This is a genomic window from Bradyrhizobium sp. 134 (assembly GCF_023074155.1).
In the GTDB taxonomy this organism is placed as follows: domain Bacteria; phylum Pseudomonadota; class Alphaproteobacteria; order Rhizobiales; family Xanthobacteraceae; genus Bradyrhizobium.
Genome location: NZ_JADPKX010000006.1, coordinates 139,657 through 164,641 on the forward strand (window position 1 = coordinate 139,657; position 24,985 = coordinate 164,641).

General features: G+C 64.7%; 19 protein-coding genes and 1 riboswitch. Of the genes, 7 read left to right on the top strand and 12 right to left on the bottom strand.

All coding sequences use genetic code 11. From position 1 onward, the window contains the following. Positions 1-67: 67 nt before the first annotated feature. The 3 genes from gcvP to gcvT form a co-directional block, all read right to left on the bottom strand. Positions 68-2,932, bottom strand: coding sequence for an aminomethyl-transferring glycine dehydrogenase (gene gcvP / locus IVA75_RS01450; RefSeq protein ID WP_247287449.1), 2,865 nt, complete (start codon positions 2,930-2,932; stop codon positions 68-70). 180 nt (positions 2,933-3,112) lie between these two features. Then, the gene (gcvH, locus tag IVA75_RS01455) at positions 3,113-3,481 is read right to left on the bottom strand and encodes a glycine cleavage system protein GcvH (protein ID WP_027567642.1); all 369 of its coding nucleotides are present in this window, start codon (positions 3,479-3,481) and stop codon (positions 3,113-3,115) included. An 11-nt stretch (positions 3,482-3,492) separates the two neighbouring features. Then, positions 3,493-4,641, bottom strand: a complete 1,149-nt coding sequence (gcvT, locus tag IVA75_RS01460; RefSeq protein WP_027567643.1) for a glycine cleavage system aminomethyltransferase GcvT — start codon at positions 4,639-4,641, stop codon at positions 3,493-3,495. Positions 4,642-4,784: 143 nt separating this feature from the next. Continuing rightward, positions 4,785-4,873, bottom strand: a riboswitch (glycine riboswitch). 222 nt (positions 4,874-5,095) lie between these two features. On the opposite strand from gcvT, the gene alaS reads away from it, so the two are divergent. Both alaS and IVA75_RS01470 read left to right on the top strand, forming a co-directional pair. Continuing rightward, positions 5,096-7,789, top strand: coding sequence for an alanine--tRNA ligase (gene alaS / locus IVA75_RS01465; protein WP_247287305.1), 2,694 nt, complete (start codon positions 5,096-5,098; stop codon positions 7,787-7,789). Between the two features lie 4 nt (positions 7,790-7,793). After that, positions 7,794-9,020 (top strand): cyclic nucleotide-gated ion channel, encoded by a 1,227-nt coding sequence (locus IVA75_RS01470; protein ID WP_247287304.1) that lies wholly within the window; start codon positions 7,794-7,796, stop codon positions 9,018-9,020. 4 nt (positions 9,021-9,024) lie between these two features. Here IVA75_RS01470 and IVA75_RS01475 read toward each other — a convergent pair whose 3' ends face one another. Together IVA75_RS01475 and IVA75_RS01480 are read right to left on the bottom strand one after the other, a co-directional pair. Then, positions 9,025-9,519: a DUF3455 domain-containing protein gene (locus IVA75_RS01475; RefSeq protein ID WP_027567646.1), complete on the bottom strand. Its 495-nt coding sequence runs from the start codon at positions 9,517-9,519 to the stop codon at positions 9,025-9,027. Between the two features lie 99 nt (positions 9,520-9,618). Beyond that, a complete protein-coding gene (locus tag IVA75_RS01480) occupies positions 9,619-10,833 on the bottom strand; it encodes an NADP-dependent isocitrate dehydrogenase (RefSeq protein WP_027518867.1) in 1,215 nt (404 codons plus the stop codon). Positions 10,834-11,202: 369 nt separating this feature from the next. Here IVA75_RS01480 and IVA75_RS01485 point away from each other — a divergent pair, with 369 nt between their 5' ends. Next, complete coding sequence (locus IVA75_RS01485) at positions 11,203-12,402, top strand: TrmJ/YjtD family RNA methyltransferase (protein ID WP_247287302.1); 1,200 nt, start codon at positions 11,203-11,205, stop codon at positions 12,400-12,402. A gap of 61 nt (positions 12,403-12,463) precedes the next feature. On the opposite strand, the gene IVA75_RS01490 is transcribed toward IVA75_RS01485, so the two are convergent. The 5 genes from IVA75_RS01490 to mddA all read right to left on the bottom strand — a co-directional run bounded on the left by IVA75_RS01490 (position 12,464) and on the right by mddA (position 17,565). After that, a complete protein-coding gene (locus IVA75_RS01490) occupies positions 12,464-14,167 on the bottom strand; it encodes an amidohydrolase (protein WP_247287300.1) in 1,704 nt (567 codons plus the stop codon). Positions 14,168-14,338: 171 nt separating this feature from the next. Then, the gene (locus tag IVA75_RS01495) at positions 14,339-15,088 is read right to left on the bottom strand and encodes a hypothetical protein (protein ID WP_247287298.1); all 750 of its coding nucleotides are present in this window, start codon (positions 15,086-15,088) and stop codon (positions 14,339-14,341) included. A 28-nt stretch (positions 15,089-15,116) separates the two neighbouring features. Continuing rightward, on the bottom strand, positions 15,117-16,094 hold the full coding sequence (locus tag IVA75_RS01500) for an NADPH:quinone oxidoreductase family protein (RefSeq protein ID WP_247287296.1): 978 nt from the start codon (positions 16,092-16,094) through the stop codon (positions 15,117-15,119). Further along, positions 16,091-16,630, bottom strand: coding sequence for a helix-turn-helix transcriptional regulator (locus IVA75_RS01505; protein WP_247287295.1), 540 nt, complete (start codon positions 16,628-16,630; stop codon positions 16,091-16,093). Before IVA75_RS01505 ends, IVA75_RS01500 begins: the two co-directional genes overlap by 4 nt. Before the next feature lie 134 nt (positions 16,631-16,764). Next, the gene (gene mddA / locus IVA75_RS01510; protein ID WP_247287294.1) at positions 16,765-17,565 is read right to left on the bottom strand and encodes a methanethiol S-methyltransferase; all 801 of its coding nucleotides are present in this window, start codon (positions 17,563-17,565) and stop codon (positions 16,765-16,767) included. A gap of 147 nt (positions 17,566-17,712) precedes the next feature. On the opposite strand from mddA, the gene IVA75_RS01515 reads away from it, so the two are divergent. Next, on the top strand, positions 17,713-19,272 hold the full coding sequence (locus IVA75_RS01515) for an alpha/beta fold hydrolase (RefSeq protein WP_247287293.1): 1,560 nt from the start codon (positions 17,713-17,715) through the stop codon (positions 19,270-19,272). A 78-nt stretch (positions 19,273-19,350) separates the two neighbouring features. Here IVA75_RS01515 and IVA75_RS01520 read toward each other — a convergent pair whose 3' ends face one another. Continuing rightward, entirely contained in the window at positions 19,351-20,016 is a 666-nt protein-coding gene (locus IVA75_RS01520; protein WP_247287292.1) for a TetR/AcrR family transcriptional regulator, read from the bottom strand. Between the two features lie 245 nt (positions 20,017-20,261). Here IVA75_RS01520 and IVA75_RS01525 point away from each other — a divergent pair, with 245 nt between their 5' ends. Genes IVA75_RS01525 through IVA75_RS01535 form a run of 3 tightly spaced genes read left to right on the top strand, consistent with a single transcriptional unit; the run spans position 20,262 to position 22,898 of the window. Further along, the gene (locus IVA75_RS01525; protein ID WP_007612153.1) at positions 20,262-20,804 is read left to right on the top strand and encodes an OsmC family protein; all 543 of its coding nucleotides are present in this window, start codon (positions 20,262-20,264) and stop codon (positions 20,802-20,804) included. A gap of 35 nt (positions 20,805-20,839) precedes the next feature. After that, a complete protein-coding gene (locus tag IVA75_RS01530) occupies positions 20,840-21,973 on the top strand; it encodes an acyl-CoA dehydrogenase family protein (protein WP_247287291.1) in 1,134 nt (377 codons plus the stop codon). A gap of 46 nt (positions 21,974-22,019) precedes the next feature. Further along, positions 22,020-22,898 carry a sulfurtransferase gene (locus tag IVA75_RS01535; protein ID WP_247287290.1) on the top strand — a complete coding sequence of 293 codons (879 nt, stop codon included), beginning with the start codon at positions 22,020-22,022 and terminating at the stop codon, positions 22,896-22,898. Between the two features lie 6 nt (positions 22,899-22,904). On the opposite strand, the gene IVA75_RS01540 is transcribed toward IVA75_RS01535, so the two are convergent. Beyond that, complete coding sequence (locus tag IVA75_RS01540; protein WP_247287289.1) at positions 22,905-24,833, bottom strand: sigma 54-interacting transcriptional regulator; 1,929 nt, start codon at positions 24,831-24,833, stop codon at positions 22,905-22,907. Positions 24,834-24,985: the final 152 nt, after the last annotated feature.

Here is a 24,985-nt window from a genome sequence, read left to right on the forward strand (position 1 = left end):
TTACGCCGGCGGTCTGCGCCTTCGCGCCGCCGCCAGCTAACCCACCCTACGAAACCTCCGTCGCGTCTTACTCCGCCGCCTCCGCGTAATCGCTCACCGGCGGGCACGAGCACACCAGATTGCGGTCGCCATAGACGTTGTCGACGCGCCCCACCGGGCTCCAGTATTTGTCGGTGCGCGAGGTGCCTGCGGGGAAGCAGCCCTCGGCGCGGGTGTAGGCGCGCTTCCAATCGTCGTCCGCGATGTCATGCACGGTGTGTGGGGCATGACGCAGCGGCGACGCCTCGATCTTGAAGCGGCCGGCTTCGACCTCGGCGATTTCCTTCCGGATCGCGATCATGGCATCGCAGAAGCGATCCAGCTCCGCCTTGGATTCCGACTCGGTCGGCTCGATCATCAGCGTGCCCGGCACCGGAAAGCTCATGGTCGGCGCATGGAAGCCGTAGTCGATCAGGCGCTTGGCGATGTCGTCGACGGTGACGCCTGAGGTCGTCTTCAGCGCGCGGGGATCGACGATACACTCGTGCGCGACGCGGCCCTTTTCGTTCTTGTAGAGAACCGGGAAGTGCGCATCGAGCCTTGCTGCGACGTAGTTGGCGTTGAGGATCGCGATCTCGGTGGCGCGCTTGAGGCCTTCGCCGCCCATCATCAGGATGTAGATGTAGGAGATGGTGAGGATCGAAGCCGAGCCGAACGGCGCGGCCGAGACCGGCCCCACGGGCGCTTTCCCATCCGTCGCGGGATGACCGGGCAGGAACGGCTTAAGGTGCGCCTTGACGCCGATCGGGCCCATGCCCGGGCCGCCGCCGCCATGCGGAATGCAGAAGGTCTTGTGCAGATTGAGATGGCTGACATCGGCGCCGTAGTCGCCGGGCCGGGACAAGCCGACCTGCGCGTTGAGGTTGGCGCCGTCGAGATAAACCTGGCCGCCATGGCCATGCACGATGTCGCAGATCTCGCGAATGTGCTCCTCGAACACGCCATGGGTCGAGGGATAGGTGATCATGACAGCGGCGAGGTCGTTTGAATGCTTTTCCGCCTTGGCGCGGAGATCGTTGACGTCGACATCGCCGTTCTTTTCGCAGGCGACCACCACCACGTCCATGCCAACCATCGCGGCCGAAGCCGGGTTGGTGCCGTGGGCGGAGGAGGGGATCAGGCAGATCTTGCGATGCGTCTCGCCACGCGCCGCGTGATAGCCGCGGATGGCCAGAAGCCCGGCATATTCGCCTTGCGCGCCCGAGTTCGGCTGCAGCGAGATCGCGTCATAGCCGGTGATGTCGCACAGCCACTTCTCCAGGCGCGCGAACAGCGCGTGATAGCCGCGTGCCTGCTCGCGCGGGGCGAACGGATGCAGCGAGCCGAACTCGGGCCAGGTCAGCGGCATCATCTCGGTGGTCGCGTTCAGCTTCATGGTGCACGAGCCGAGCGGGATCATCGCGCGGTCGAGCGCGAGGTCGCGATCGCTGAGCTTGCGCATGTAGCGCAGCATCTCGGTTTCCGAGCGATGCGCGTGGAAGACGGGGTGGGTGAGGAAAGAGGTCGCGCGCTTGAGCGTCTCCGGCAGCGCCTCGCGCGTGGTGGCGTCAATCTCGGCATAGGCAAGCTGGCCGCCGAAGGCGCGCCAGACCGCTTCGACCGTCGCGGGCGTGGTGGTCTCGTCGAGCGCGATCCGCAATGCGGTTTCGCCGACGCCAAGGTTGATCTTGTCGGCAGCGGCGCGCGCGACGATCTCGGCGCGTTTGCCACCTGCATCCACGCTGAGCGTGTCGAAGAAATTGTCGGACTGAAGCGTAAAGCCGAGCTTGCGCAGGCCGGCCGCCAGCACGGCGGCGCGGCGATGCACGTTGCGCGCGATCTGCGAAAGGCCTTCGGGGCCGTGATAGACCGCATACATCGAGGCGATCACGGCGAGCAGCACCTGCGCGGTGCAGATGTTGGAGGTCGCCTTCTCGCGACGGATGTGCTGCTCGCGGGTCTGCAGCGCGAGGCGATAGGCCGGCATTCCGCGCGAATCCACGGAGAGGCCGACGATGCGGCCGGGCAGCGAGCGCTTGAGCGCATCGCGCACCGCCATATAGGCCGCGTGCGGTCCGCCATAGCCCATCGGCACGCCAAAACGTTGCGCCGAGCCGATGGCGATGTCCGCGCCGAGCTCGCCGGGCGAGGCGAGCAGTGTCAGCGCCAGCAGATCGGCGGCGATGATCGCGAGCGCGCCCTTGGCCTTCAGGCTGGCGATCGCGGGCCTGAGGTCGCGCACAGCGCCTGAACTGCCCGGATATTGCAGCAGCGCGCCAAGCACGTCCGTCTTGTCGAGATCGGTGAGGGGATCGCCGACGACCAGGGTCCAGCCCAGGGGCTCCGCGCGGGTGCGCATCACCGCGAGCGTCTGCGGATGCACGTCCTTGTCGACGAAGAAGGCCTTTGCTTCGACCCGTGAGTGCCGCTCCGCGAGCGCCATCGCTTCGGCGGCAGCGGTGGCCTCGTCGAGCAGCGAGGCGTTGGCGACGTCGAGCCCGGTGAGGTCGCAGATCATGGTCTGGAAGTTGAGCAGCGCCTCGAGCCGGCCCTGGCTGATTTCGGGCTGGTAGGGCGTGTACGCCGTGTACCAGGCCGGGTTCTCCAAAATGTTGCGCTGGATCACCGCGGGCAGGATCGTGCCGGAATAGCCTTGGCCGATCAGCGAGGTGAAGACCTGGTTCTGGGCGGCGAGTTCGGCCATATGCGCGATCGCTTCGGTCTCGCTCAAGGGCTTGCCGAGATCGAGTGGGGCGGTCTGCCGGATCGAGGCCGGCAGCGTCTGCGCCATCAGCGTGTCGACGCTGTTCGCGCCGACGGCCTCGAGCATCGCGGTGACGTCGCGCGCGGAGGGGCCGATGTGGCGGCGAACGAAGCTGGTGGTATCGCCATTGGATTTGCGGTGCGCGGTCATCATGGGTCCTCGCTTCAGATGTTCTTGTCGCCGTCATGCCCCGCGAAGGCGGGGCATCCAGTAAACGCAGCCGCTTCGGCTGGGGCCGATGGGCCGCGGCGTACTGGATCGTCCGCCCCAGTGCGCAGTGCGCACAAGGCGGACGATGACACCGAATATGAGGTCGGAGTTCGCATCATCTCACGCCGTGTGGGCCTTGTACGCCGCTTCGTCCATCAGACCGCCGAGCTCGCTCTTGTCGGCAATCTTGATCTTGAAGAACCAGGCCGCGCCTTGCGCATCCGAGTTCACCAGTGCGGGCTCGGCGGCGAGCGCAGCGTTGGTCTCGAGCACTTCGCCGGTCACAGGCGCGTAGACGTCCGATGCGGCCTTCACGGATTCCACGACGGCGGCGGGTTCGGCCTTCTTCAGCGTGCGGCCGAGCTTGGGCAATTCGACGAACACGACGTCGCCGAGCTGCGATTGCGCGTAGTCGGTGATGCCGACGGTGGCGACATCGCCGTCGATCGCGAGCCATTCGTGGTCGGACGTGTAGAGCGTCGTGGTCATTTTCTCGGTCCTCAGCGTTTGTAGGTGTTTTTCACGAAGGGCATGGCGGCGATTTGCACGGCCAGGCGTTGGCCGCGCACTTCGGCGAAGAGTTTTGTGTCGATCGCGCTCGATGCCGTGGGCACATAGCCCATCGCGACCGGCGCATTCAGGCTCGGGCCGAAACCGCCCGAGGTGACCTTTCCGATCGGCTCGGCGGAGGTCGCGTCCGCAAACAGCAGCGCGCCCTCGCGCACCGGCGCGCGGCCCTCGGTGCGCAGGCCGACGCGGCGGCGGGACGCGCCATGGTCGAAATGGGCGAGAATCTTTGCCGCGCCGGGGAAGCCGCCGGCACGCGCGCCGCCGGTGCGGCGGCTCTTCTGCACCGACCATTCCAGTGCGGCCTCGACCGGCGTGGTCGCGGTGTCGATGTCGTGGCCGTAAAGACAAAGCCCGCCTTCGAGCCGCAGGCTGTCACGGGCGCCGAGCCCGATCGGCATGACGTCCGGATTGTCCAGCAGGGCCTTGGCGAGCCGTTCGGCATCGCCGGCAGGAACCGAAATCTCGAAGCCGTCCTCGCCGGTATAGCCGGAGCGCGAGACGAAGCAGTCGAGGCCGGCGACCTTGTGCGGGCCGGAATCCATGAATTTCATGTCGGGCGCCTCTGCACATAATTTCGCCAGCGCCGATTCCGCCTTCGGCCCCTGCAGCGCAATCAGCGCGCGGTCGGCCAGCTGCTCGATGACGCAGTCGTCCGAGAGATTCGCGCGCAGATGCGCCTCGTCCTCGGCCTTGCAGGCGGCATTGACGACCAGGAAGAGGTGATCGCCGAAATTGGCGACCATCAGATCATCCAGAATCCCGCCCTCGGCATTGGTGAACTGGGCGTAGCGCTGCCGGCCAGGCGCGATCGCCATGATATCCTGCGGCACCAGCCGTTCCAGCGCGCGGGCGGCGTCCTCGACCTTGCCCGATTTCGGCCGGAGCGCGATCTGGCCCATGTGGGAGACGTCGAACAGGCCGGCTGCGTTGCGGGTATGAAGGTGCTCCTTCAGGACTCCGGCCGGATATTGCACCGGCATGTCATAGCCCGCGAACGGCACCATCTTGCCGCCGAGCGAGACATGAAGATCGTAAAGGGGGGTACGTTTCAGGGAGTCTTTGTCGTCACGCGCAAGCATCGGGGGGCCCTCGGCGGTTCCCCGGGAACGATTTCCCGTGGACACCAGTCGAAGCCCCATCTGTCGCTGTGCCTGAGAGTATTATCCCGTCGGCGGACGCTGTCCGGACCTAAACCCGTCGGCGCCTCTTTCCAGATGCTGTCAAAGCCACGCGGTCCTTTTGCCTGAGAGTTTCCGGGGCGGTTGCTCCTTCGGCGCCGGCACCAGTGCCGGTCTCTCCCGACGTGGCCGTACGATACAGACGGGTAAAGACCACAGGCCGGCCAAGCCTGTCAACGCGGCATCGGCGGCTTTCCAACGGATTACGCGACTGCGGCAACGCCTTGATCTGGCTGCACAGTTTCTGGACAGCGAAGCTGGCCTTGTCTAAAAGCGCTTTGACCCGCAGATATCAGCCCAAACTCGCGGTTTGGATGGCTGGAAGGCGGGTGCAAGCACACCCGATTGGATGAACATGAGCGGCGTCAACGAGATCAGGTCGACCTTTCTGAACTTCTTTGCCGAGAACGGCCACGAGATCGTGTCGTCCTCGCCATTGGTGCCGCGCAACGATCCGACGTTGATGTTCACCAATGCCGGCATGGTGCAGTTCAAGAACGTTTTCACCGGCGTCGAGAAGCGGCCCTACCAGCGCGCCACCACCTCGCAGAAATGCGTGCGCGCCGGCGGCAAGCACAATGACCTCGACAATGTCGGCTACACCGCGCGCCATCTCACCTTCTTCGAGATGCTCGGCAACTTCTCGTTCGGCGACTATTTCAAGGAGCGCGCGATCGAGCTGGCGTGGAAGCTGATCACGAAGGAATACGGGCTCAAGAAGGACAAGCTGCTCGTCACGGTCTATCACACCGACGACGAGGCGGCCGGACTGTGGAAGAAGATCGCTGGCTTCTCCGAGGACCGCATCATCCGCATCCCGACCTCGGACAATTTCTGGGCGATGGGCGACACCGGCCCGTGCGGCCCGTGCTCGGAAATCTTCATCGATCGCGGCGAGCACATCTGGGGCGGGCCTCCGGGCTCCCCGGAGGAGGACGGCGATCGCTTCCTCGAATTCTGGAACCTGGTGTTCATGCAGTACGAGCAGGTGACGAAGGAGGAGCGCGTGGCGCTGCCGCGTCCCTCGATCGACACCGGCATGGGGCTGGAGCGCATGGCCTGCATCATGCAGGGCGTTGACAGCGTGTTCGAGACCGACCTGTTCCGTCATTTGATCGACGCGACGGCGTCTGCCTTGGGAAGCGGGCCGGACGAGAAGACCGTGGCCTCGTTCCGCGTCATCGCCGACCATCTGCGTTCGTCGGCCTTCCTCGTCGCCGACGGCGTGCTGCCCTCGAACGAGGGCCGCGGCTACGTGCTGCGCCGGATCATGCGCCGCGCGATGCGCCATGCGCAGCTGCTCGGTGCGCAAGAGCCGCTGATGCATCGGCTGGTCTGGGCGCTGGTGCGCGAGATGGGCCAGGCCTATCCGGATCTGATGCGCGCGGAAAACCTGATCGAGGAAACGCTGCGGCTGGAAGAGACCCGCTTCCGCAAGACGCTGACGCGCGGCCTCGCCATCCTCGACGAGAAGAGCGCGTCCTTGAAGAAGGGCGACATGTTCGACGGCGACGTCGCCTTCACGCTGTACGACACCTATGGCTTCCCGCTCGACCTGACGCAGGACGCGCTGAAGTCGCGCGGCATCAGCGTCGACCAGGCGTCCTTCACCGATGCGATGGAGCGTCAGAAGGCCAAGGCGCGCGAATCCTGGAAGGGGTCTGGCGAAGCTGCTTCCGAGGCGATCTGGTTCCCGCTGCGTGAGAAGCTGGGCGCAACCGAATTCCTGGGTTACGAGACCGAGAGCGCTGAAGGCGTGGTGACCGCGCTGGTCAAGTACGGCAAGGAAGCCACGAGCCTCAAGGCCGGCGACACCGGCGCGATCGTGCTGAACCAGACGCCGTTCTACGCGGAGTCCGGCGGCCAGGTCGGCGACACCGGCGTATTGACCGGCGAGGGCGGCCTCAAATTCCGCGTCACCGACACCCAAAAGAAGCTCGGCGATTTCTTCGTTCACGTCGGCATTGTGGAGAGCGGCGAGCTGAAGGTCGGCACCGCGCTGCAGCTCGAAGTGGATCACGGCAGGCGCTTTTCGATCCGCGCGCATCACTCGGCCACGCATCTCATCCACGAGGCGCTGCGCCAGGTGCTCGGCGACCACATCGCCCAGCGCGGCTCGATGGTCGCGCCGGATCGGCTGCGTTTCGACTTCGTGCATCCGAAGCCGATCACGGCGGAAGAGCTCGCGCGGGTCGAGGACATCGCCAACGACGTGGTGCTGGAGAATGACGAAGTCTCGACCCGCGTCATGGGCGTGGACGAGGCCCGCGAGGCCGGCGCACGCGCCCTGTTCGGCGAGAAATATGGCGACGAGGTTCGCGTCGTCTCGATGGGCCGGACCGCGCGCGAGCGCGGCGCCAACGCACTCGGCTGGTCGGTCGAACTGTGCGGCGGCACGCATGTGAAGCGCACCGGCGACATCGGGCTGATCACGCTAACGGGCGAGAGCGCGGTCGCCTCCGGCGTGCGCCGCATCGAGGCGCTGACCGGCAACTACGCGCGAAAACACGCCAACGACACCATGGCGCTGGCGAAGACCGCGGCCCACGAGCTGCGCACCTCGATCGACGACGTCCCGGCGCGCATTGCCGCGCTGATGGAGGAGCGCAAGAAACTCGAGCGCGAACTCTCCGACGCCCGCAAGAAGCTGGCGATGGGCGGCGGTGCAGCTTCGAGCAACGGCGCGGCCTCCGGCGTGCGCGAAGTCGGCGACGTCAAGCTGATGGCGCGCGCGGTCGAGGGCATCGAGATGAAGGATCTGAAGAGCCTTGCCGACGACGGCAAGAAGCAGATCGGCTCCGGCGTCGTCGCCATCGTCGGCGTCACCGAGGACGGCAAGGCCGGCGTCGTCGTCGGCGTCACCGCGGACCTCACCTCGCGCTTCAATGCGGTCAATCTGGTGAAGGTCGCCTCCGAGGCGCTTGGCGGCAAGGGCGGTGGCGGCCGGCCCGACATGGCGCAGGCCGGCGGCCCTGATGGCGCGAATGCGGCCGCGGCGCTCACGGCGATCGAAAAAGCCATGATCGAACAAAAATCGGCCGGCGCGTAGGCAGGTGCGCCCCGTTCCGCGAGGACGTGGCTCAGCCGATCCCGATCTGAGGGATCGCCTCTACGAATTGCTGGAGCACGATCCGCTGGCCTATTCGGTCGGGTCGCGCTTCATCCAGCTGATCATCGGCGTCATCGTGCTCGACGTGGTCGCGATGATCCTTGCCTCGGTGCCGGAGCTGGACGCGGAATTCGGCGCGCTGTTCGCGGGCATCTCCATCCTCGCCGTGATCGTGTTCGCGCTGGAATATGCCGCGCGGCTGTGGACGGTGGCGGGCCATACCCAGCGCCCGGCGTCCGCGTTGTCGGATCGGCTCAGTTATGTCTTCTCCGCACTCGGCATCATCGATCTCCTCGCGTTCCTGCCCGCCGCGGTCGTGCTCGCCACCGGCCGGCATGCGACGCTGGCAGCGCTCGGCGTGCTGCCGTTCTTCAAGCTGGTGCGCTACTCGCCGGCGATGCGTTCGCTGCTCGCGGCCGTGCACGCCGAGCGGCGGGCGCTGATCGGCTGCATCGTCATCCTGATCGGCGCGGTGCTGACGTTTGCCTCGCTACTCTACGCCATCGAGCGCGACGTGCAGCCGGACAAGCTCGGCACCATTCCGCAGGCGATGTGGTGGGCGATCGTGACGCTCGGCACCGTCGGTTACGGCGACGTCGTGCCGGTGACGGCGCTCGGAAAGTTCATCTCCGTCTTCACCATCATCAGCGGATTTGCCATGATCGCGCTGCCGGTCGCGATCATCTCGACGGCCTTTGCGGAAGAGGTGAAGCGGCGCGACTTCGTGGTCACCTGGGGCATGCTGGCGCGGGTGCCGCTGTTCTCGCATCTCAGCGCATCCGAGATCGCCGACATCATGCGGCTGCTGCGGGCGCGCACGATCGAGCAGGGCGAGATATTGGTGCGGCGAGGCGATGCGGCTTCGTCGATGTATTTCATCACCGCCGGCGAGGTCGAGATCGCGCTGCCGAACCAGCAGGTGCGGCTCGCGGATGGCACCTTCTTCGGGGAGATCGCGCTGCTGCACAAAACCAAGCGCAGCGGCACGGTGACGGCGACGCGCAAGACCCGACTGCTCGTGCTCGACGCCCAGGACTTTCACGCCCTGATCGAACGCATGCCGACGCTCGCCGCGCATGTCCACAAGACGGCAAAGGCGCGGCTGGAGGGGAGCGGCGACCTTGCGGTGGCGGAGCTGGCGCAGGCGGAGCGCGAAGGCACCGACCGCTGAGCGCTCAGCCTTTCTTCAGGAAGACGTAGTCGGCCGAATAGGGCGCGCTCTTGAAATCGCCGGCCTTGTCGCAAGAACCCTCGAGCTTGCCGCCATGGGTGTTGATGCGCTGAACCGTCGTAACCGGCGTGAGGACGCCACTGCCCCGGTGGGTCGTCACTTCCAGCTTCAGCCAGGGAATGTCGGCCGCGGTGGTACCCGGGGCATTGCCGGCGGCCTTGGCGGCCACGGCGCTGCCGTCGGCATGCTCCCAGTTCGGTCCGGCATAGTGACGGCCGATCGTCTTGCCCTCAGACAGCAGGGTGGCGATCGGTTCGCGAAAACCCCAGGCGAGCTTGCCGTCGGTGCCGGCCTTGCACTCATAGACCTGCGCGCCCTCGGCGTGGACGCTGAGCACGACGCTCTCGCCGGGCGCCGCGATGGCGTCGGGGAGTGGGTCGGCGGCCAGAGCCGGTCCAGCGAGCAGCAACAGGCAGGGGACGGCAAGCTTGATCGACATGGTCGCATCTTCACGCAAAGGTCCAAATAAGCGAACGGGCCGCGCTTGCGACGCGGCCCGTGATGATGTCCGGCCCAGTCGGGCGAAATTGCGGACGGCTTACGCCGCCAGCGCCTTCCCGAGGTTCTCGGCGACCTTGTCGAGGAAGCCGGTGGTCGAGAGCCAGCGCTGGTCGGCGCCGACCAGAAGCGCGAGGTCCTTGGTCATGTAGCCTTCCTCGACGGTGTCGACGCAGACCTTCTCCAGGGTGTTGGCGAACTTGGCGAGCTCGGCATTGTTGTCGAGCTTGGCGCGGTGCGACAGGCCGCGGGTCCAGGCGAAGATCGACGCGATCGAGTTGGTCGAGGTCTCCTTGCCCTTCTGGTGCTCGCGATAGTGGCGGGTCACCGTGCCGTGGGCGGCTTCGGCTTCCACTGTCTTGCCGTCGGGGGTGAGGAGAACCGAGGTCATCAGGCCGAGCGAGCCGTAGCCCTGCGCCACGGTGTCGGACTGCACGTCGCCGTCGTAATTCTTGCAGGCCCAGACATAACCGCCGGACCATTTCAGCGCGGAGGCGACCATGTCGTCGATCAGGCGGTGCTCGTAGGTCAGGCCCTTGGCGTCGAATTCCTTCTTGAACTCGCGCTCGTAGATGTCCTGGAAGATGTCCTTGAACCGACCGTCATAGATCTTCATGATCGTATTCTTGGTCGAGAGATAGACCGGGTAGTTGCGCAGCAGGCCGTAATTCAACGACGCGCGGGCGAAGTCGATGATGGAGTCGTCGAGATTGTACATCTGCATGGCGACGCCGGCGCCCGGGGTCTTGAACACTTCCTTCTCGATCACCGTGCCGTCCTCGCCGACGAACTTCATCGTCAGCGTACCCTTGCCCGGGAACTTGATGTCGGTGGCGCGATACTGGTCGCCATAGGCGTGGCGGCCGATGATGATCGGCTTGGTCCAGCCGGGAACCAGGCGCGGCACGTTCTTGCAGATGATCGGCTCGCGGAAGATCACGCCGCCGAGGATGTTGCGGATGGTGCCGTTCGGCGACTTCCACATCTGCTTGAGGTTGAACTCCTTCACCCGCGCCTCGTCCGGAGTGATGGTGGCGCACTTGACGCCGACGCCGACCTTCTTGATGGCCTCGGCGGCGTCGATCGTCACCTGATCGTTGGTCTCGTCACGGTACTCCATGCCCAGGTCGAAATAGAGCAGCTCGACATCGAGGAACGGGTTGATCAGCTTGTCCTTGATGTACTGCCAGATGATCCGGGTCATCTCGTCGCCATCGAGTTCGACGACGGGGTTGGACACCTTGATTTTTGCCATGATCGGGGAAGCCTCTTCGGAACGGCGCTTGTGGCGCGCCACGGGAATATCCGCCGCCTCTTAGCACCTGATAGCAGCGGGCGAAAGCCAAGGGATTATGCACTTTTAGCTCATCCAGCCTCCGCAGATGGGGGGCGGGAGCAGCCCTGCCGCGGGGACCGGGCTGAGGTTTCAGGCGAGATTCAAAAGTCGAATCCAACCCATTATTTCCCTTGAGAATTTCGTCAGGACAGGCAAACGACAGGCGGACGGGCAGCCGGCCCAAGACTGGGTCAAATCCGGGTCGAGACCAGGTCAGGACCGGCCTTGAATCAATTCATGAAGAGCGCCTCTCCAAGGCCTTGAGAACCAGTGTGAAAGCGAAGCGAGATGTCGGGGACTGACAAGAGCAAGGCGGGCCTTTCCCTCGACGGTCCCATTGTCATCCTGGTCGAGCCGCAGCTTGGCGAAAACATCGGCATGGCCGCGCGCGCCATGGGCAACTTCGCGCTGAGCCGATTGCGCATCGTCAATCCTCGCGACGGCTGGCCCAACATCGCCGCCCAGCGCGCCGCGGCCGGGGCCGACTATATTCTGGACAATGTCGAATTGTTCGACACGGTCGGTGAGGCCGTCGCCGATCTCGACCTGCTGTTCGCCACCACCGCGCGCCCCCACGACCAGGCCAAGCCGGTGGTGGGGCCGGAAGCCGCAGCTAGCGAGATTTCCGGGCACGTCGCGGCGGGCGGCAAGGCCGGTATCCTGTTCGGCCGGGAGCGCTGGGGGCTGACTAACGAGGAGGTCGGGCTCGCCAACCGCATCATCACCTTCCCGGTCAATCCGGGCTTTGCCTCGCTCAACCTTGCCCAGGCCGTGCTGCTGGTCGGCTACGAATGGTTCAAGCGGGCGACCTCCGGCGAGCTGCCGCACGCGATGCCGGAGCGCTCCGAACGCGCCTCGCAACACCAGATGCAGGCCTTCTTCGACAATTTGATCCGCGAACTCGACCGGGTCGAATTTCTGCGCCCGGCCGAGAAGCGCGACACCATGCTGGTGAACCTGCGCAACATCTTCACCCGGATGGAGCCGACCAAGCAGGACATGCACACCCTGCACGGGGTGGTGATGGCGATCGCCGAAGGACGCAAGGGCCCGGCCAAGGGCGGTGTGCTCGACGGCGAGCAGGCAACGCGGCTGCGTGCGCTTTTGGCCGAGCACGGTCAGGGCGGCGGCGTTCCCGACAGCGGCTCCACCGTGCGCGGCCTCGCCCGCCTGCTCCGCCGCAACCCGACCGATGCCGAACGCCTGCTCTGGCAGGCCCTCACCCGCGACCGCCGCTTCGCAGGCGGGTTCAAGCGCCAGACCCCTGTGGGGCGGCACATCCCGGACTTCGTCTCGTTCCCGCATCGGATCGCGATCGAGCTGGTGAACACGGGTGAGAACGAGACGATCGTCGCGGATCGCGCGTCGCGGCGGGCGTGGCTCGAGGCAAGGGACTATCGGGTGATCGAGATGCGGGCGGCGGATGTCGAGCGGGATATCGAGGCGGAGCTGGTGCGGTTGCAGGGGATGATCGAGAAGGGCGTGTAGATTTTCGTCGGGAAGCAGAGCGAATTGTCGCTCTCGCTCACCTTGGCCGATCAGCGCCGGTTCAGCGCTGAAAGACAACCTTGCCGCCGACCAGGGTCAGGTCCGCCTTGATGTCCTTGATCTGCTCCTCGGGCACGGCCGCGTAGTCAGCGGAGAGCACCACGATGTCCGCCAGCTTTCCGGGCTCAATGGTCCCTTTGCGGGCTTCATCGAAGTTGTAGCGCGAAGCCGCGCTGCTGTAGAGCCGTAGGGCCTGCTCGCGCGTAATAGCTTCTGCCGAGCCGTAGATGTTTCCGTTGGGATCCTTCCTGGTCACCATGATGTACATGTTGAGGAAGGGGTTGATCGGGTTGACCGGAAAATCCGTCCCGGCGCCGAGGCTGTTGAGTCCCATTTTTTCGATCAACGTCCTGGTCGGCACGGCGCGGTCAGCGGTCGCTTTCCCGAGAAATCGTTCGACGGTCGCTCCCTTATCCCACATGAAAACATTCTGAAAATCGATGCGGACTCCTAGTCTTTGCGCACGCTCCATCTGTTCTGGCCGGATCAGGCTGGCGTGGATGAGGACGAAGCGACGGTCGCGGATCGATTTTTCTTTATCCGCTGCCTCGAAGGCATCGAGCACCTGGTCAACACCCAGGTCGCCCACGACGTGGACTCCGACACGCCAGTCATAACGGTTGCAGACGGAGATGAGTTGCTTCAGCCGCTCAGGTGTCTGCTGCGTGATGCCGTGATAGTTGTCGTGTGAATCGGGGTACACGTCACGCATGAGCGCCGTCTTCAGCGTCATGCCGCCGTCGTAAAAGATCTTGATGCCGGCGAACTTGAGCCAATCGTCACCGAACCCTGATGAGGCGCCATTGCCTGACATGATCGCTTCCCATGCGGTCAGATCGGCGGGGGGCTCCGGTCGAAACATCACGCCGGTGCGCAAAGTGGCTTTCCCCGCTGCGACAAGCTTCTGCAGCGTTCGGACATCACGTGGCTCTGTTGCGCCTTCGATCACACTGGTGATGCCGAAGCTGTTCAGCACACCTTCGGCAATGGTGAATTGCCGCATTTCGTCGTCTTCTGTCCAAGGTGGTACGGCCTTCTCGACTCGATCGATCGCCGTCTCCACGAGCACGCCGGTCAATTCACCGGCTGCGTCGCGTTCAAACTTTCCACCACTCGGGTCCGCGGTGGTCTTGTCGACACCGACCACTTGTAGAGCCATGGTGTTCGCCATCGAGAAATGCCCGACGGTGCGAAGATAGACCGGGTTGTTCGGAGCAACACTATCGATCTCCTGCCTCGTGAGATAGCGCTTCTCGGCCAATTGTGAGGGCGGATGCCACGCGCCACCTACAACCCACTCACCCGGCTTCTTCTTGGTGGCGAATGATTTGATGGCCTCGAGCGCGTCCGCGACGGTCTTGGCTCGGCCCAGGCTTACGACATAGTCGCCCAGACCAGCGGCCTTGAAGTGAGCGTGTGTATCGATCAATCCGGGGATGACGGTCTTGCCGGACACGTCGAGCACGCGGGTCCGGGCGCCTGCAAGCGCCTTGATCGAAGCACTGGTTCCGGTCGCGATGATCTTTCCATCCGCGACGGCGACTGCCTCCGTGACGGTCGATCGGTCGTCTAAGGTCAGAACCTTGCCATTAACGAGGACGAGGTCAGGCGCATTAAGCTCCGGCTGCTGTGCCTCGGCATTTGCGACGCCAGCGACGAACATGCCCGTAGCAAGTATTGCAAATGCCTTTAACTTGCGGACCATCGCGTACCCTCTTGGATCTTTTTTGCTTGGCGACAGCTGCAAGAGTATCTTTGATTAAACGTGGGTTCAACGCTTCTCGACGGTTGGCAGCGTCGCACGGATGGCAAAGTGGAGTGCTCCCGTGGTTAGCTGGAAAGCTGGCCGTCCCGGTACCGGGCGCCCATGTCCCCTCTACGAACGACGCCCGAGCTGCACCTCGCGCTCCACCGCAATCCATGTCGTGCGCGCCACCGCCAGCAACTTCCCGGCTCCACCATGCACCGCAGCCTCGGCCGTGCGCTTGCGGCCATCGCGGCCCGTCGGCCAGGCCGTGATGATGCAGGGCTCGCCGGGGTGCGGGCGGGCCTCGATCCGCGCCGACATCCGCCCCAGCAGCAACGGTGCCTTGTCGAAGCTGCCGGTCTGCTGATCGCAATTGCAGGCAAAGCCGGTGGGGCAGTCGAGCGCCGACCAGAGGAATTCCGGCGCGACGAGGCCGTCGTCGGCGGCGAGATTCTTATCCGGTGTCCAGCTCGCTGCCAGAACGGCGTTGTGACCACGGAGCGAGCCGGCAAAAATGCGCAGGCCGTCTCCCTTGGCCCTTGCGGGGCCGCACACGAAACATGTCGGCAGCGGATGCTCGTGCGGCTTCACCGGCGTCAACAATTCGGCCGCGCAGGCCTCCTCGAAGCTGGCTGTTTCCACGCGCGCAAGCTCGACGCTTGCCGGCCGCCCGGTCGCGACGATCTTGTCGCCATCGCGAAGCTGCCATGCGGCGTCGTCCGTTGCGACCGCATCGAGCGGCGTGTCCAGCGGCGGCGGTGCGCGCAGCGTGATCTCCGCGGCGCCGGGAATGTGGCGGGCCAGCCGGCCGCAGACATAGCCGCCGTTGCCGGAGTTCGGAGGACCGCAAAAGCGTTTGTCGATGATGATCTGTGTCATCGGTTTTGTTCTCTCTTCCCCGTGCACTTTACCTGATCTTGAGGACAATTCGCCCCTGAACCGTTCGGTTGGCCACGGCACGCATGGCTTCGCCGGCCTCCTCCAAAGGGAGGACGCGATCGATGTGCGGGCGGATTTTTCCGCCGGCCAGCAATTGCATCAGCGTGGCGTTCATGCGCGCCGCATCGAGGGAGAATTTCTCCGCCCAGGCGCCGACGAAGACCCCGAGGATGGAATAGTTCGTCAGCAGCGGAAGGTTCATCGGGAGCTGGGGAATCTCGCCGCTGGTGAAGCCGATCGGCATCAGCCTTCCGCCCCACTTCATCGACCGGGCCATCTGCTGGAATATCGCGCCGCCGACATTGTCGAAGCCGATATCGATCCCTTCGCCGCCTGTGATCGCCTTGATCCGGTCGCGCAGATCCTCGCTACGATAATTGACGATGTCGCTGGCTCCATAATTGCGAACCAGGGCGGCCTTGTCATCGGAGCCGATCCCGGCGACGACGCGCAAGCCCAAATGGCGGCCGAGATCGACGGCGGCAAGGCCAACTCCGCCGGCAGCGCCGGTGACGAACAGCGTTTCGCCGCGCTGCGCCCTGGCCCGCTCGACCAGCGCATAATAGGCCGTGCCGTAATTGTGCAGGACCGTCGCCGCTGCCTCGAACGCGACGCCTTCCGGCAGAAGCACGCACTTTGAGTCCTTCGCTATCATCCGTTCGGCGTAGCCGCCGGTCCAGGCGCTGCATGCCACGCGGTCGCCGGGAGCGAATGCCGTGACCTCGCCGCCGACCGCGATGACGACACCGGATGCTTCCGTGCCGGGCACGAAGGGCGTCGGCGGCCGCATCTGGTAGAGTCCCGAGACCATCAACTGGTCCATGAAACTGACGGAGGCCGCATGGACGTCGATCAGGATCTCGTCGCCGGAGGGCTTCGGCTCGTCGATTTCACTGAGGCGCAAATCGGCGGGGCCAGTGAATGAGCTGCATAGAATTGCTCTCATCGTGTCGCTCCAACGGATTGTCTGCATTCGGCAGGTTTGCGTAATGGCGTCGCATATCCCGCGACAAGCTTGACGAAATCTGCCTGTCGCGCTGCACCGGTCTTTTCGAACAGGCGCCGGACATGCGTCTTGATCGTCGTATTGGCGACGCCGAGCGCCGCCGCCACTTCGGGAACGCCGCCGAGTTCGACGATCGCGAGCATCACACGCAACTCGGTCGGCGTCAGTTTGAATGCCTTGCCGATCACTTCGGAACGAGGCGGTATCGTGAGCGCCGCCCTGCGGACGAACAACGCTGCGACGGCGCTGTAGGCGACGCCCCCACGTCGGCGCGCGCCGGAAGTCAACGGCAGAGCATGGGCGACGTGGCGCTTCCCGTCCCGCCCGATCATCGGCACCGCGAGCCCGTCGGCGCCGAGGAACGCGTTTTCCTGCCCGGCGGCTGCGAAAAAATGCTGCAGGGTCCGGTTGACCGTCGGATCGCAAGCCGCGAGGTGCCCGCGGATTTCGTGCAGGATGTCGCGCGCTTCGATCATGTCCTGCCCGGCAGTATTGGCGTGAATGAGACGCGCCTCCGCGTCAACGAGACAAAGACCGACGTCGAGCCCATCCAGCGTATCGGCAAACGTGGCGGCCTCCGCCGACATCCGGGGAATAGCTGATATTGCATTCATTGCGACGCTCCAGCAGGCCGAGGCGGCTGGCGATCTTCCGTCCGACGACCGAAAAGACGCGGCAGCAGCATGGGAACGCGCCGGCGATAATCCTGGTAGGCCGCGCCGAACTCGGCGATCAGGTCGCGCTCCTCGAACTGAAGCGCGGCCAGGATGTAGGCGGTGTTTGCGAGCGCAAACAGAAGGTGGCCGACGGTCATCTCGGGCGTGGCCCAGAACGCGAGCAGAAAGCCGAGCATGATGGGATGGCGCACGATCTTGTAGAGCAGCGGTGTTCTGAACGATTGATTTGGTATCTCGCTCCCGCGGAACGCGACGAAGGCCTGGCGCAGGCCGAACAGATCGAAATGATCGATCATGTGGGTCGAGGCGAACGCGACAAGCCAGCCAAGCCAATGCACGCCGATCAGCAACCAGGCCGCTATTCCGCTCGCTTGCCAGACCGGCGTCGGAATCGGGCGCCACTGCCAGAACAGCAACAGCAGGATCAGGCTGGAGAGCAGCACATAGGTGCTGCGCTGGCAGCCGGGGGGAAGGAATTTGGCCGACCATCGCTTGAAGACCGGGCGCGCCATGACGCTGTGCTGGATCGCAAACAGGCCCATCAGCAGCAGGTTGACGACGATAGCCACGCTCAGGTCCATCGGGTTGCCGACGTCGATCGACCTATCGATCGACATGTCGATCGACTTGGGCACGACATAATTGCCGACGAAACCGAGCGCATAGAGAAATGAGACCGTGAAGATCACGTAGCTCACGATGGCGTAGAGCAGGATCAGGAGGCGCGAGATCATGTTTTTTCCTATTGTGCCTGATGGAGCCGTGCCGCATGGAGGAGCCTGAATTGCTCGCCCGCGAGCAGGCTCGATCTGCCCCGACTGCTATTGCTGGACCGTCCCCTGTGCGTCCCCCGGGGCGCCGCAAGGGGAGGGAGGACTTTCATGACGGTTTTCTCGCTGGGGACGTTCGGGTTCCCTGAGGTCCACGCCGACGGCCGCCCGATCAAATTGGCCTTGCGCAAGGGCCTCGCGCTGCTGGTCTATCTCGCGGAGGCCAAGGGCGCCGTGGCCCGCGAAATCGTGGCGACGCTGCTGTGGCCTGAAACTGACCGCGAGACCGGGCTTGCGCGATTGCGGCGGCTGCTTCACCGCATCGAGCTGACGCTCGGTCAGCAGGTGTTCGAGACCGACCGCACCAGCCTGCGATGGTCTCCGGCAGTCGCGCTGCAGGTCGATGCGCATCTGTTCGAGGGCGCTTGCGATCGCGCTGACTTTGACGAGGCCTGCCAGATTTATCGGGGAGATTTCCTCGCAGGGTTCTCCCCGGAGGACTGTCCGGAATTCGACGACTGGGCGTTCTTCCGCCGCGAGGCGCTGCGGGGACGGCTGATGCACGCGCTGGAGCGCCTGGTGCAGGACAAGACCGCCGCCGGCGACTACTTTTCCGCGGCCACGCATGCGACCCGTCTGGTCGAGCTCGATCCTTTGAGCGAGGTCTACGGCCGGCATCTGATCCGCAGTCTGCTGCTGGCGGGTGACCGCAGTGCGGCAGAGCGGCACCACGCGGCACTGAGGCAGCGGCTGCGTGACGAGCTTGGTGTTACGCCCGAAGCCGAGACCGAGGCGTTGATGGGTCCTGCGGCGGCAGCCGACGTTCCAGCGACGCGCTACGTCAAGGGCGCTGGTGTGCATCTGGCGTATCAGACCTACGGCAGCGGCCCGCTCGACATCCTGGTCATGCCCGGCTTCGTGTCGCATGTGGAGCGCGCTTGGGAGCACCCCGCGAGCCGGGCGTTTCTGGCCTCGCTGATGAAGCTTGGGCGCCTGATCGTGTTCGATCGTCGCGGCATCGGGTTGTCCGACCGGGTTGGATCGGCCCCCGGTATCGACGTCACCGCGGAGGATATCGGCACGGTGCTCCGCGCGACCGGCTCGCGCCGCGTCGTGCTGTTCGGCGCATCCGAGTGTGGACCAGCCTGCATCAAATTTGCGGTCGATGAACCGCGTCTCGTGGCCGGACTCATCCTGTTCGGTGCATTGGCCAAGGGCTGCTGGTCGCAGGATTATCCGCACGCGCTGCGCGCCAGCCAGTACGACGCCTGGAGCAAGCACCTCATCGCGCAATGGGGAGGTCCGGTGGAGATTGAGACGTTCGCGCCCAGCCTTGCGAGCGATCCCCAGGCACGCGCCTGGTGGGCGGGGCTATTGCGCGCGGCCTCCAGTCCCGGCGGCATCTCGGCGGTGCTCGAGGCGTTTCGCGACGCCGACGTGCGGCAGCTTTTGCCGCAGATTGCCATGCCGACACTGGTGCTGCATCGTCGTGACGACAAGGCCGTACGGATCGCGGCCGGCCGCGATGTGGCGAGCCGGATCAAAGGTGCGCAATTCGTCGAGCTCGACGGCAACGATCACTGGTTCTTTGCGGGTGATCAGGGACCGGTACTCGGTGCGATCGGGCGGTTCATCGCTGCGTTACCGAGGGAGCGGCTGCGAGTGCCGTAGCCCGGATGAGCGAAGCGACATCCGGGGACGGTCGTCCCGCATGTCGCTGCGCTCATGCGGGCTACGGGATGGGAGCGATCACACTGCCTCGAGCTGATCCACCGCGCGCTTCTTCTTTGCCTTGGACTGGCTGAGCAGGGGGCCCGCCGTCAGCGCCGCCGTATCGGCCACGCCCGGATCGCGCGACACCATCGCCGCGACGATGGCGCCGTCGATCAACAGCCCGAGCTGATGTGCGAGCACGAGGGGCTCGTTCGAACCGAGCTCGCCAGCGAGCTTCTCGATGTGGCCGAGCACGATCTTCTTGTGCTTCATCGCGATGTTGCGGAACTGCTTGGCGTCCTTGTCGTGCTCGCCGACCGCATTGATGAAGGGGCAGCCGTAGAAGCGCTCCTCCGCGAACCAGCTCTTCAGGGCCGGGAAGATGCGCGTGAGCTTGGCCTGCGCGTCGCCGCCGCCTTCTTCCATGGCGCCGATGAACCATTCGCGCCACTGCTTGCCTTCGCTCTCCAGCACCGCGTTGACGAGATTGGTCTTGGAGCCGAATAATTTATAGAGCGTGGTCTTCGCGGTGCCGGCTTCCGCGATGATCGCGTCGATGCCGGTGGCGTTGATGCCGTTCTTGCAGAACAGATGCGTCGCGGCGCTGAGCAGGCGTCCGCGCGCGGACTCGTCGTCACTGGCGCCGCCGTGCGGCGAATGAGACTTCTTCTTTGACGTCTTGTTCAGTGAGGGCTTGGCCATGAGTCCAAACTTACCCGCAGCCGCGCCGCATCAGCAAGCCGCATCTGTCCGCGCTGAAAAGATTCGCACGGGAAAGCCCGTCTGCATCGCCTTTGAGCAAACGGCGGCTGATCAATTCGCAGGCAGCGTTCGCTAAGCGGCTCCAATACTTCGCCTTTTGATTTTGGTCGGCTCTGGCACGCTCCATGCAAGGAAACAGACCGTTCGGTATCCTACCGATTTCCACTTCTGCCAGGGAGAAGATGATGACTGCCGTCGTTCAAAAGACAGTGCTGACGGGTTGCCTCGCGCCCATCGACAAGAATGGCCTCGAGCAACTGATCGCCAACGGCAAGGCCAATCCGAAGGTCATCAAGACCTTGAAGTGCAAGACGGTCGCGGAAGGAAAATTCCGCCACGCCAACTACATCCGCAATTTGCAGCCCTACATCGTCGACGAGCCGCCCGGTCTGCTCGGCGACGACACTGCGCCCAATCCGTCCGAAGCTTCGCTCGCCGCGCTGGGCTCCTGCCTCGCCGTCGGCCTGCACGCCAACGCCGTGCATCGCGGCTGGATCGTCAACAAGCTCGAGCTCGAGCTCGAGGGCGATCTCAACATTACCGCCGTCTGGGGCACCGGCGATGTCTCCGACAAGCCCGTTGGATTTACGGACGTGCGCGTCAAGGTCGACATGGAATGTGAGGGGATCTCGCCGGACGAAATCAATGCGCTGGTCGCCCATGTGAAGCAATGGTCGCCAGTCGCCAACACCTTCACCCGCCCGGTCAATCTCGAGGTCGGCATCTGAGCTGACGGCAACAGGACAAGGTGCGGGAGACGATCATGGGTTCACTGGCTTTATCACGGGCCGAAGTTTTGGATCAGCCCGCACCGTCCATTGCAGGCGAGGTGGCGCGGATCGCGCGGGAGCAGCTCGCGCCGCTCGCCGCCGGCATCGATGCCGGCACCATTTATCCGGCCGATGTGCTGCACAAGCTCGGCGAGGTCGGTGCCTGGGGCAGTCACGTGCCGCACGAAGGGCCTGCCGATCTGCGCTGTGCCATTCAGGCGATGGCTGAGATCGGTGAGGTCTGCGGCAGCACTGCTTTCATGGCGTGGTGCCAGAACACACTGGTCTGGTACGCGGCCAACTCGACCAACATGAAGCTGGCAAAGCGCTTCGGCGATGCGTTCTCGACCGGTCGCGTGCTCGGCGGCACCGGACTCTCCAATCCGATGAAGAGCTTTTTCGGCATCGAAAAGCTCAAGCTGAAGGGGCGCAAGGTCGAAGGCGGCTACATCGTGCGCGGCGCGCTGCCCTGGGTGTCCAATCTCGGACCGGATCATTATTTCGGCACCATCTTCGAACGCGAGGACGAGCCGGGCATCGCAAGTGGCGAGCCCGGCCAAGTGATGTTTTTGGCGGACTGCTCCGATCCCGCGATCACACTGACGCCATGCAAGCCGTTCCTCGCCATGGACGGCACCGGCACCTATGGCGTGCAGTTCCGGGACGCCTTCGTGCCTGACGAGCTGATCCTGGCCGATCCCGCCGCACCTTTCGTGAAGAAGATCCGCGCCGGCTTCATCCTGCTGCAGGCCGGCATGGCGCTCGGGCTCATCAAGGACTGCATCAACATCATGGACGAGGTCGACAATCCCCTCGGCCACATCAACCGCTATCTGCCGCAACAGCCGGTGCACTTCCGCGATCTCGTCGCCGAGCTCGAGGCCGAGACCATGGCGCTGGCGCGTGATCCCTACAACGAGGAGGAGACCTACTGGCGCAAGGTGATCGCGCTCAGGCTGCGCGCCGGTGAAGCCAGCGTCGCGGCGGCGCACGCGGCGATGCTGCATTGTGGTGCGCGCGGCTACCTCAAGAGCCACCGCGCGCAGCGCCGCCTGCGCGAGGCCTATTTCGTCGCGATCGTCACGCCTGCCACCAAGCAGCTGCGCAAGATGCTTGCCGATTCCTGAGTTTTACGAGCCCACCCACCATCTAACCTCAACGGAGAGGCTGCAAATGACGGACGTTCTGATCTCTGCCAGCGAACTTGCCGATCTCTTGAAAACCGAGCCCTGTGTCGTGATCGACACCCGCAACCCCGACGCCTATGGCGCCGGGCACCTTCCCAGCGCCGTGAACGTGCATGAGATATTCACGTTTCTTGCGACTTCGACGCCGGAAGGCATGAGCGAGCTGAAGACCAAGTTCGCCGATGCCTTCGGCGGCGCGGGTCTGTCCGGCAAGGAGACGGCCGTGATTTACGAGCAGTCGATGAACTCCGGCTTCGGCCAGTCCTGCCGCGGCTACTACCTGCTCACCATGCTCGGCTATCCCAAGATCAAAGTGCTGCATGGCGGCTTCGATGCCTGGGCTGCCGCAGGTCTTCCGGTGACGAAAGATGTGCCGGCGCCGATGAAGGCGTCGTTCGGAATCGTGCCTGAAGCGGGCGAGATTCTGATCGACGCCAAGACCATGCTGGCGGCCGTCGGCAAGCCGGGCGTCGCCATTCTCGACGTACGCGACGTCGACGAATGGATCGGCGACAGTTCTTCTCCGTATGGCAAGGATTTCTGCCCGCGCAAGGGCCGCATTCCCGGCGCGGTGTGGCTGGAATGGTATCGCATGATGAAACCGACCGCCGAGGGACCGCGCTTCAAATCCAAGGACGAGATCCTGGCGGAATGCGCCACGGTCGGCATCTCGCCCTCCACGCCGGTCTATCTCTACTGCTTCAAGGGGGCGCGCGCCTCGAACACGTTCCTGGCGCTCAAGAACGCCGGCGTGAAGGACGTGCGGATGTATTTCGGCTCCTGGAACGAATGGTCGCGCGATCCGTCGCTGCCGATCGAGCAGGGATTGCCGATCGCATCGGAGGTGACGACCAAGGCGGCGTGATCGCCACTAACCGAGGGCTCGCGGACGGGGCGTAATCCCCAGCGCCTTGATCCGCGAGGCCAGTGTGGTCGGCTTGATATCCAGCATCTCGGCCGCCCCACCGGGGCCGAACACTTTTCCGGCGCAGCCCTCGAGCGCGGCCAGGATGTTGGCGCGCTCGTGGTCGCGCATTTCGGATGACGTCATCACAGCGGGCCGTGCGTCAGCCTTCTGCCGCGCGGCGCCGGCTGGGGCCTGCGTGCCGGAGGGGTCGGGCAGATCGATCCGCAAACGGCCGTTCTGCGACAGGATCGCGGCGCGCTCGATCACGTTCTGGAGTTCGCGGACATTGCCCGGCCAGTCATAGCGCGTCAGCCGACGCGCATCGCCTTCCGACAAGCGCAGATTCGATTTCAGCGCCTTGCTCTCGCGGGTCAGAAAATGCTGGGCGAGCAGCGGAATATCCTCGCGCCGTTCGCGCAGGGGCACCGTCTCGATCGGAAACACGTTGAGCCGGAAATAGAGGTCCTCGCGAAAACGCCCGCGCTGAACCTCCTGCTTGAGGTCGCGATTGGTCGCGGCGATGACGCGGACGTCGACCGCGCGCGTGCGCTCCTGGCCGACGCGCTCGAAATTGCCCTCCTGCAAGACGCGCAGCAGCTTGCCTTGCAATTCGAGCGGGATCTCGCCGACCTCGTCGAGGAACAGCGTGCCGCCATCGGCGAGTTCGAACCGGCCGATGCGGTCGCGCGTCGCGCCGGTGAAGGCGCCGCGGACATGGCCGAAGAATTCGCTCTCGAACAATTCGCGCGGGATCGCGGCGCAGTTGACGCGGATCAGCGGCCGGTCGCTGCGGGTGGAATCCTCGTGGATGGCGCGCGCGATCAGCTCCTTGCCGGTGCCAGATTCCCCGGTGATCATTACCGCCGCGCTGGTCGGCGCCACCAGCTTGACCTGGCGCAGCGTCGTCTGGATCGCCTCGCTTCCACCGATGATGCCGCGCGGATTGGTCTCGATGCGGATTTCTTCCTGGAGGTAGGCGTTTTCGAGCTCGAGACGTTCGCGGAGGCGATCGACCTCGGCGAGTGCGGCGTGCAGCTTCTCGTCGGCCTCGCGGCGCTGGCTGACGTCGCGAAACACCACGACGGCACCGACCACCACGCCGCGGTCGCGGATCGGCGTGGAGGTGTATTCGACCCAGGCCGGCGAGCCGTCCTTGCGCCAGAACACTTCGCCGTCGACCTGGTGCACCGCGCCGTCGCGGAACGCCGCGTAGATCGGGCAGTCATGGTTGTGATAGTGCCGCCCGTCATGGTGGGTGTGGTGCATGATGGGATGGATTTCCTTGCCGACCAGCTCCTCGGCCGTCCAGCCCAGCATCCGCTCGGCGGCGGGGTTCACGAAGGTGGTCTTTCCTTCCGCGTTGACGCCGTAAATGCCTTCGCCGGCGGCGCGCAGGATCAGCTGGTTCTCGCGCTCGATGTCCTGGAACACGCGCTCGACCCGCTGCCAGGTCGAGATGCCGCTGCGCATATGGTCTTCAGCGGCGGCATCGACATTGCGGCGGCGGCGCGCGGCGAGATCGGTCAGGGTGAGCTGGACCAGCGTGCGCCCGTCATGGGGCAGGACGCAGCCGCCATATTCGAGCCGGAGATTTTGCCCGGTGGCATGGCGTGGGTTGAGCGCCGTAGTCCAGTAGGCGCCCTTGTGCAGCACGGCTTGGGTGAACACGGTCAGCGCCGGAAGCTCGCCGGCATGCAGCGTGCTCGCCCTGGTCTGGCGCAGCAGCGCGCGGTCGTAGCCGAGCAGGGTGCAAGCAGCGGGATTGGCATCGACGATCTGGTCGCCGAAGGGATCGACCAGCAGCGTCGCTTCGACCGAGGATTCGAAGGCCGCGACGCGCGGATCGATGGTCGGGGCCACATCGTCGTGGGCAAGCAGTGGCGTCGTTGCCATTACGAAATCTCGTTATTAAGCTACGAAATATCGTTTATCACGAGTTTTCGTAATGACCAAGTGCAAGCGAAAGTGCCGCGTCATCAAGGCACTGGCCAGCCTGAAGGTGATGGCATGCTCCTTGCGTAATTCTCCTCGCAACGACGCGCAGG

What these genes read in the sequence shown, in the direction of transcription:
- IVA75_RS01520 (WP_247287292.1), bottom strand. Translation starts at nt 20,016, where the DNA reads ATGGCCAAGCCCTCACTGAACAAGACGTCAAAGAAGAAGTCTCATTCG.
- IVA75_RS01535 (WP_247287290.1), top strand. Translation starts at nt 22,020, where the DNA reads ATGACGGACGTTCTGATCTCTGCCAGCGAACTTGCCGATCTCTTGAAA.
- IVA75_RS01505 (WP_247287295.1), bottom strand. Translation starts at nt 16,630, where the DNA reads ATGATCGAAGCGCGCGACATCCTGCACGAAATCCGCGGGCACCTCGCG.
- IVA75_RS01480 (WP_027518867.1), bottom strand. Translation starts at nt 10,833, where the DNA reads ATGGCAAAAATCAAGGTGTCCAACCCCGTCGTCGAACTCGATGGCGAC.
- IVA75_RS01500 (WP_247287296.1), bottom strand. Translation starts at nt 16,094, where the DNA reads ATGAGAGCAATTCTATGCAGCTCATTCACTGGCCCCGCCGATTTGCGC.
- IVA75_RS01540 (WP_247287289.1), bottom strand. Translation starts at nt 24,833, where the DNA reads ATGGCAACGACGCCACTGCTTGCCCACGACGATGTGGCCCCGACCATC.
- IVA75_RS01475 (WP_027567646.1), bottom strand. Translation starts at nt 9,519, where the DNA reads ATGTCGATCAAGCTTGCCGTCCCCTGCCTGTTGCTGCTCGCTGGACCG.
- alaS (WP_247287305.1), top strand. Translation starts at nt 5,096, where the DNA reads ATGAGCGGCGTCAACGAGATCAGGTCGACCTTTCTGAACTTCTTTGCC.
- gcvT (WP_027567643.1), bottom strand. Translation starts at nt 4,641, where the DNA reads ATGCTTGCGCGTGACGACAAAGACTCCCTGAAACGTACCCCCCTTTAC.
- IVA75_RS01525 (WP_007612153.1), top strand. Translation starts at nt 20,262, where the DNA reads ATGACTGCCGTCGTTCAAAAGACAGTGCTGACGGGTTGCCTCGCGCCC.
- IVA75_RS01495 (WP_247287298.1), bottom strand. Translation starts at nt 15,088, where the DNA reads ATGACACAGATCATCATCGACAAACGCTTTTGCGGTCCTCCGAACTCC.
- IVA75_RS01515 (WP_247287293.1), top strand. Translation starts at nt 17,713, where the DNA reads ATGACGGTTTTCTCGCTGGGGACGTTCGGGTTCCCTGAGGTCCACGCC.
- mddA (WP_247287294.1), bottom strand. Translation starts at nt 17,565, where the DNA reads ATGATCTCGCGCCTCCTGATCCTGCTCTACGCCATCGTGAGCTACGTG.
- IVA75_RS01490 (WP_247287300.1), bottom strand. Translation starts at nt 14,167, where the DNA reads ATGGTCCGCAAGTTAAAGGCATTTGCAATACTTGCTACGGGCATGTTC.
- IVA75_RS01530 (WP_247287291.1), top strand. Translation starts at nt 20,840, where the DNA reads ATGGGTTCACTGGCTTTATCACGGGCCGAAGTTTTGGATCAGCCCGCA.
- IVA75_RS01485 (WP_247287302.1), top strand. Translation starts at nt 11,203, where the DNA reads ATGTCGGGGACTGACAAGAGCAAGGCGGGCCTTTCCCTCGACGGTCCC.
- gcvH (WP_027567642.1), bottom strand. Translation starts at nt 3,481, where the DNA reads ATGACCACGACGCTCTACACGTCCGACCACGAATGGCTCGCGATCGAC.
- gcvP (WP_247287449.1), bottom strand. Translation starts at nt 2,932, where the DNA reads ATGACCGCGCACCGCAAATCCAATGGCGATACCACCAGCTTCGTTCGC.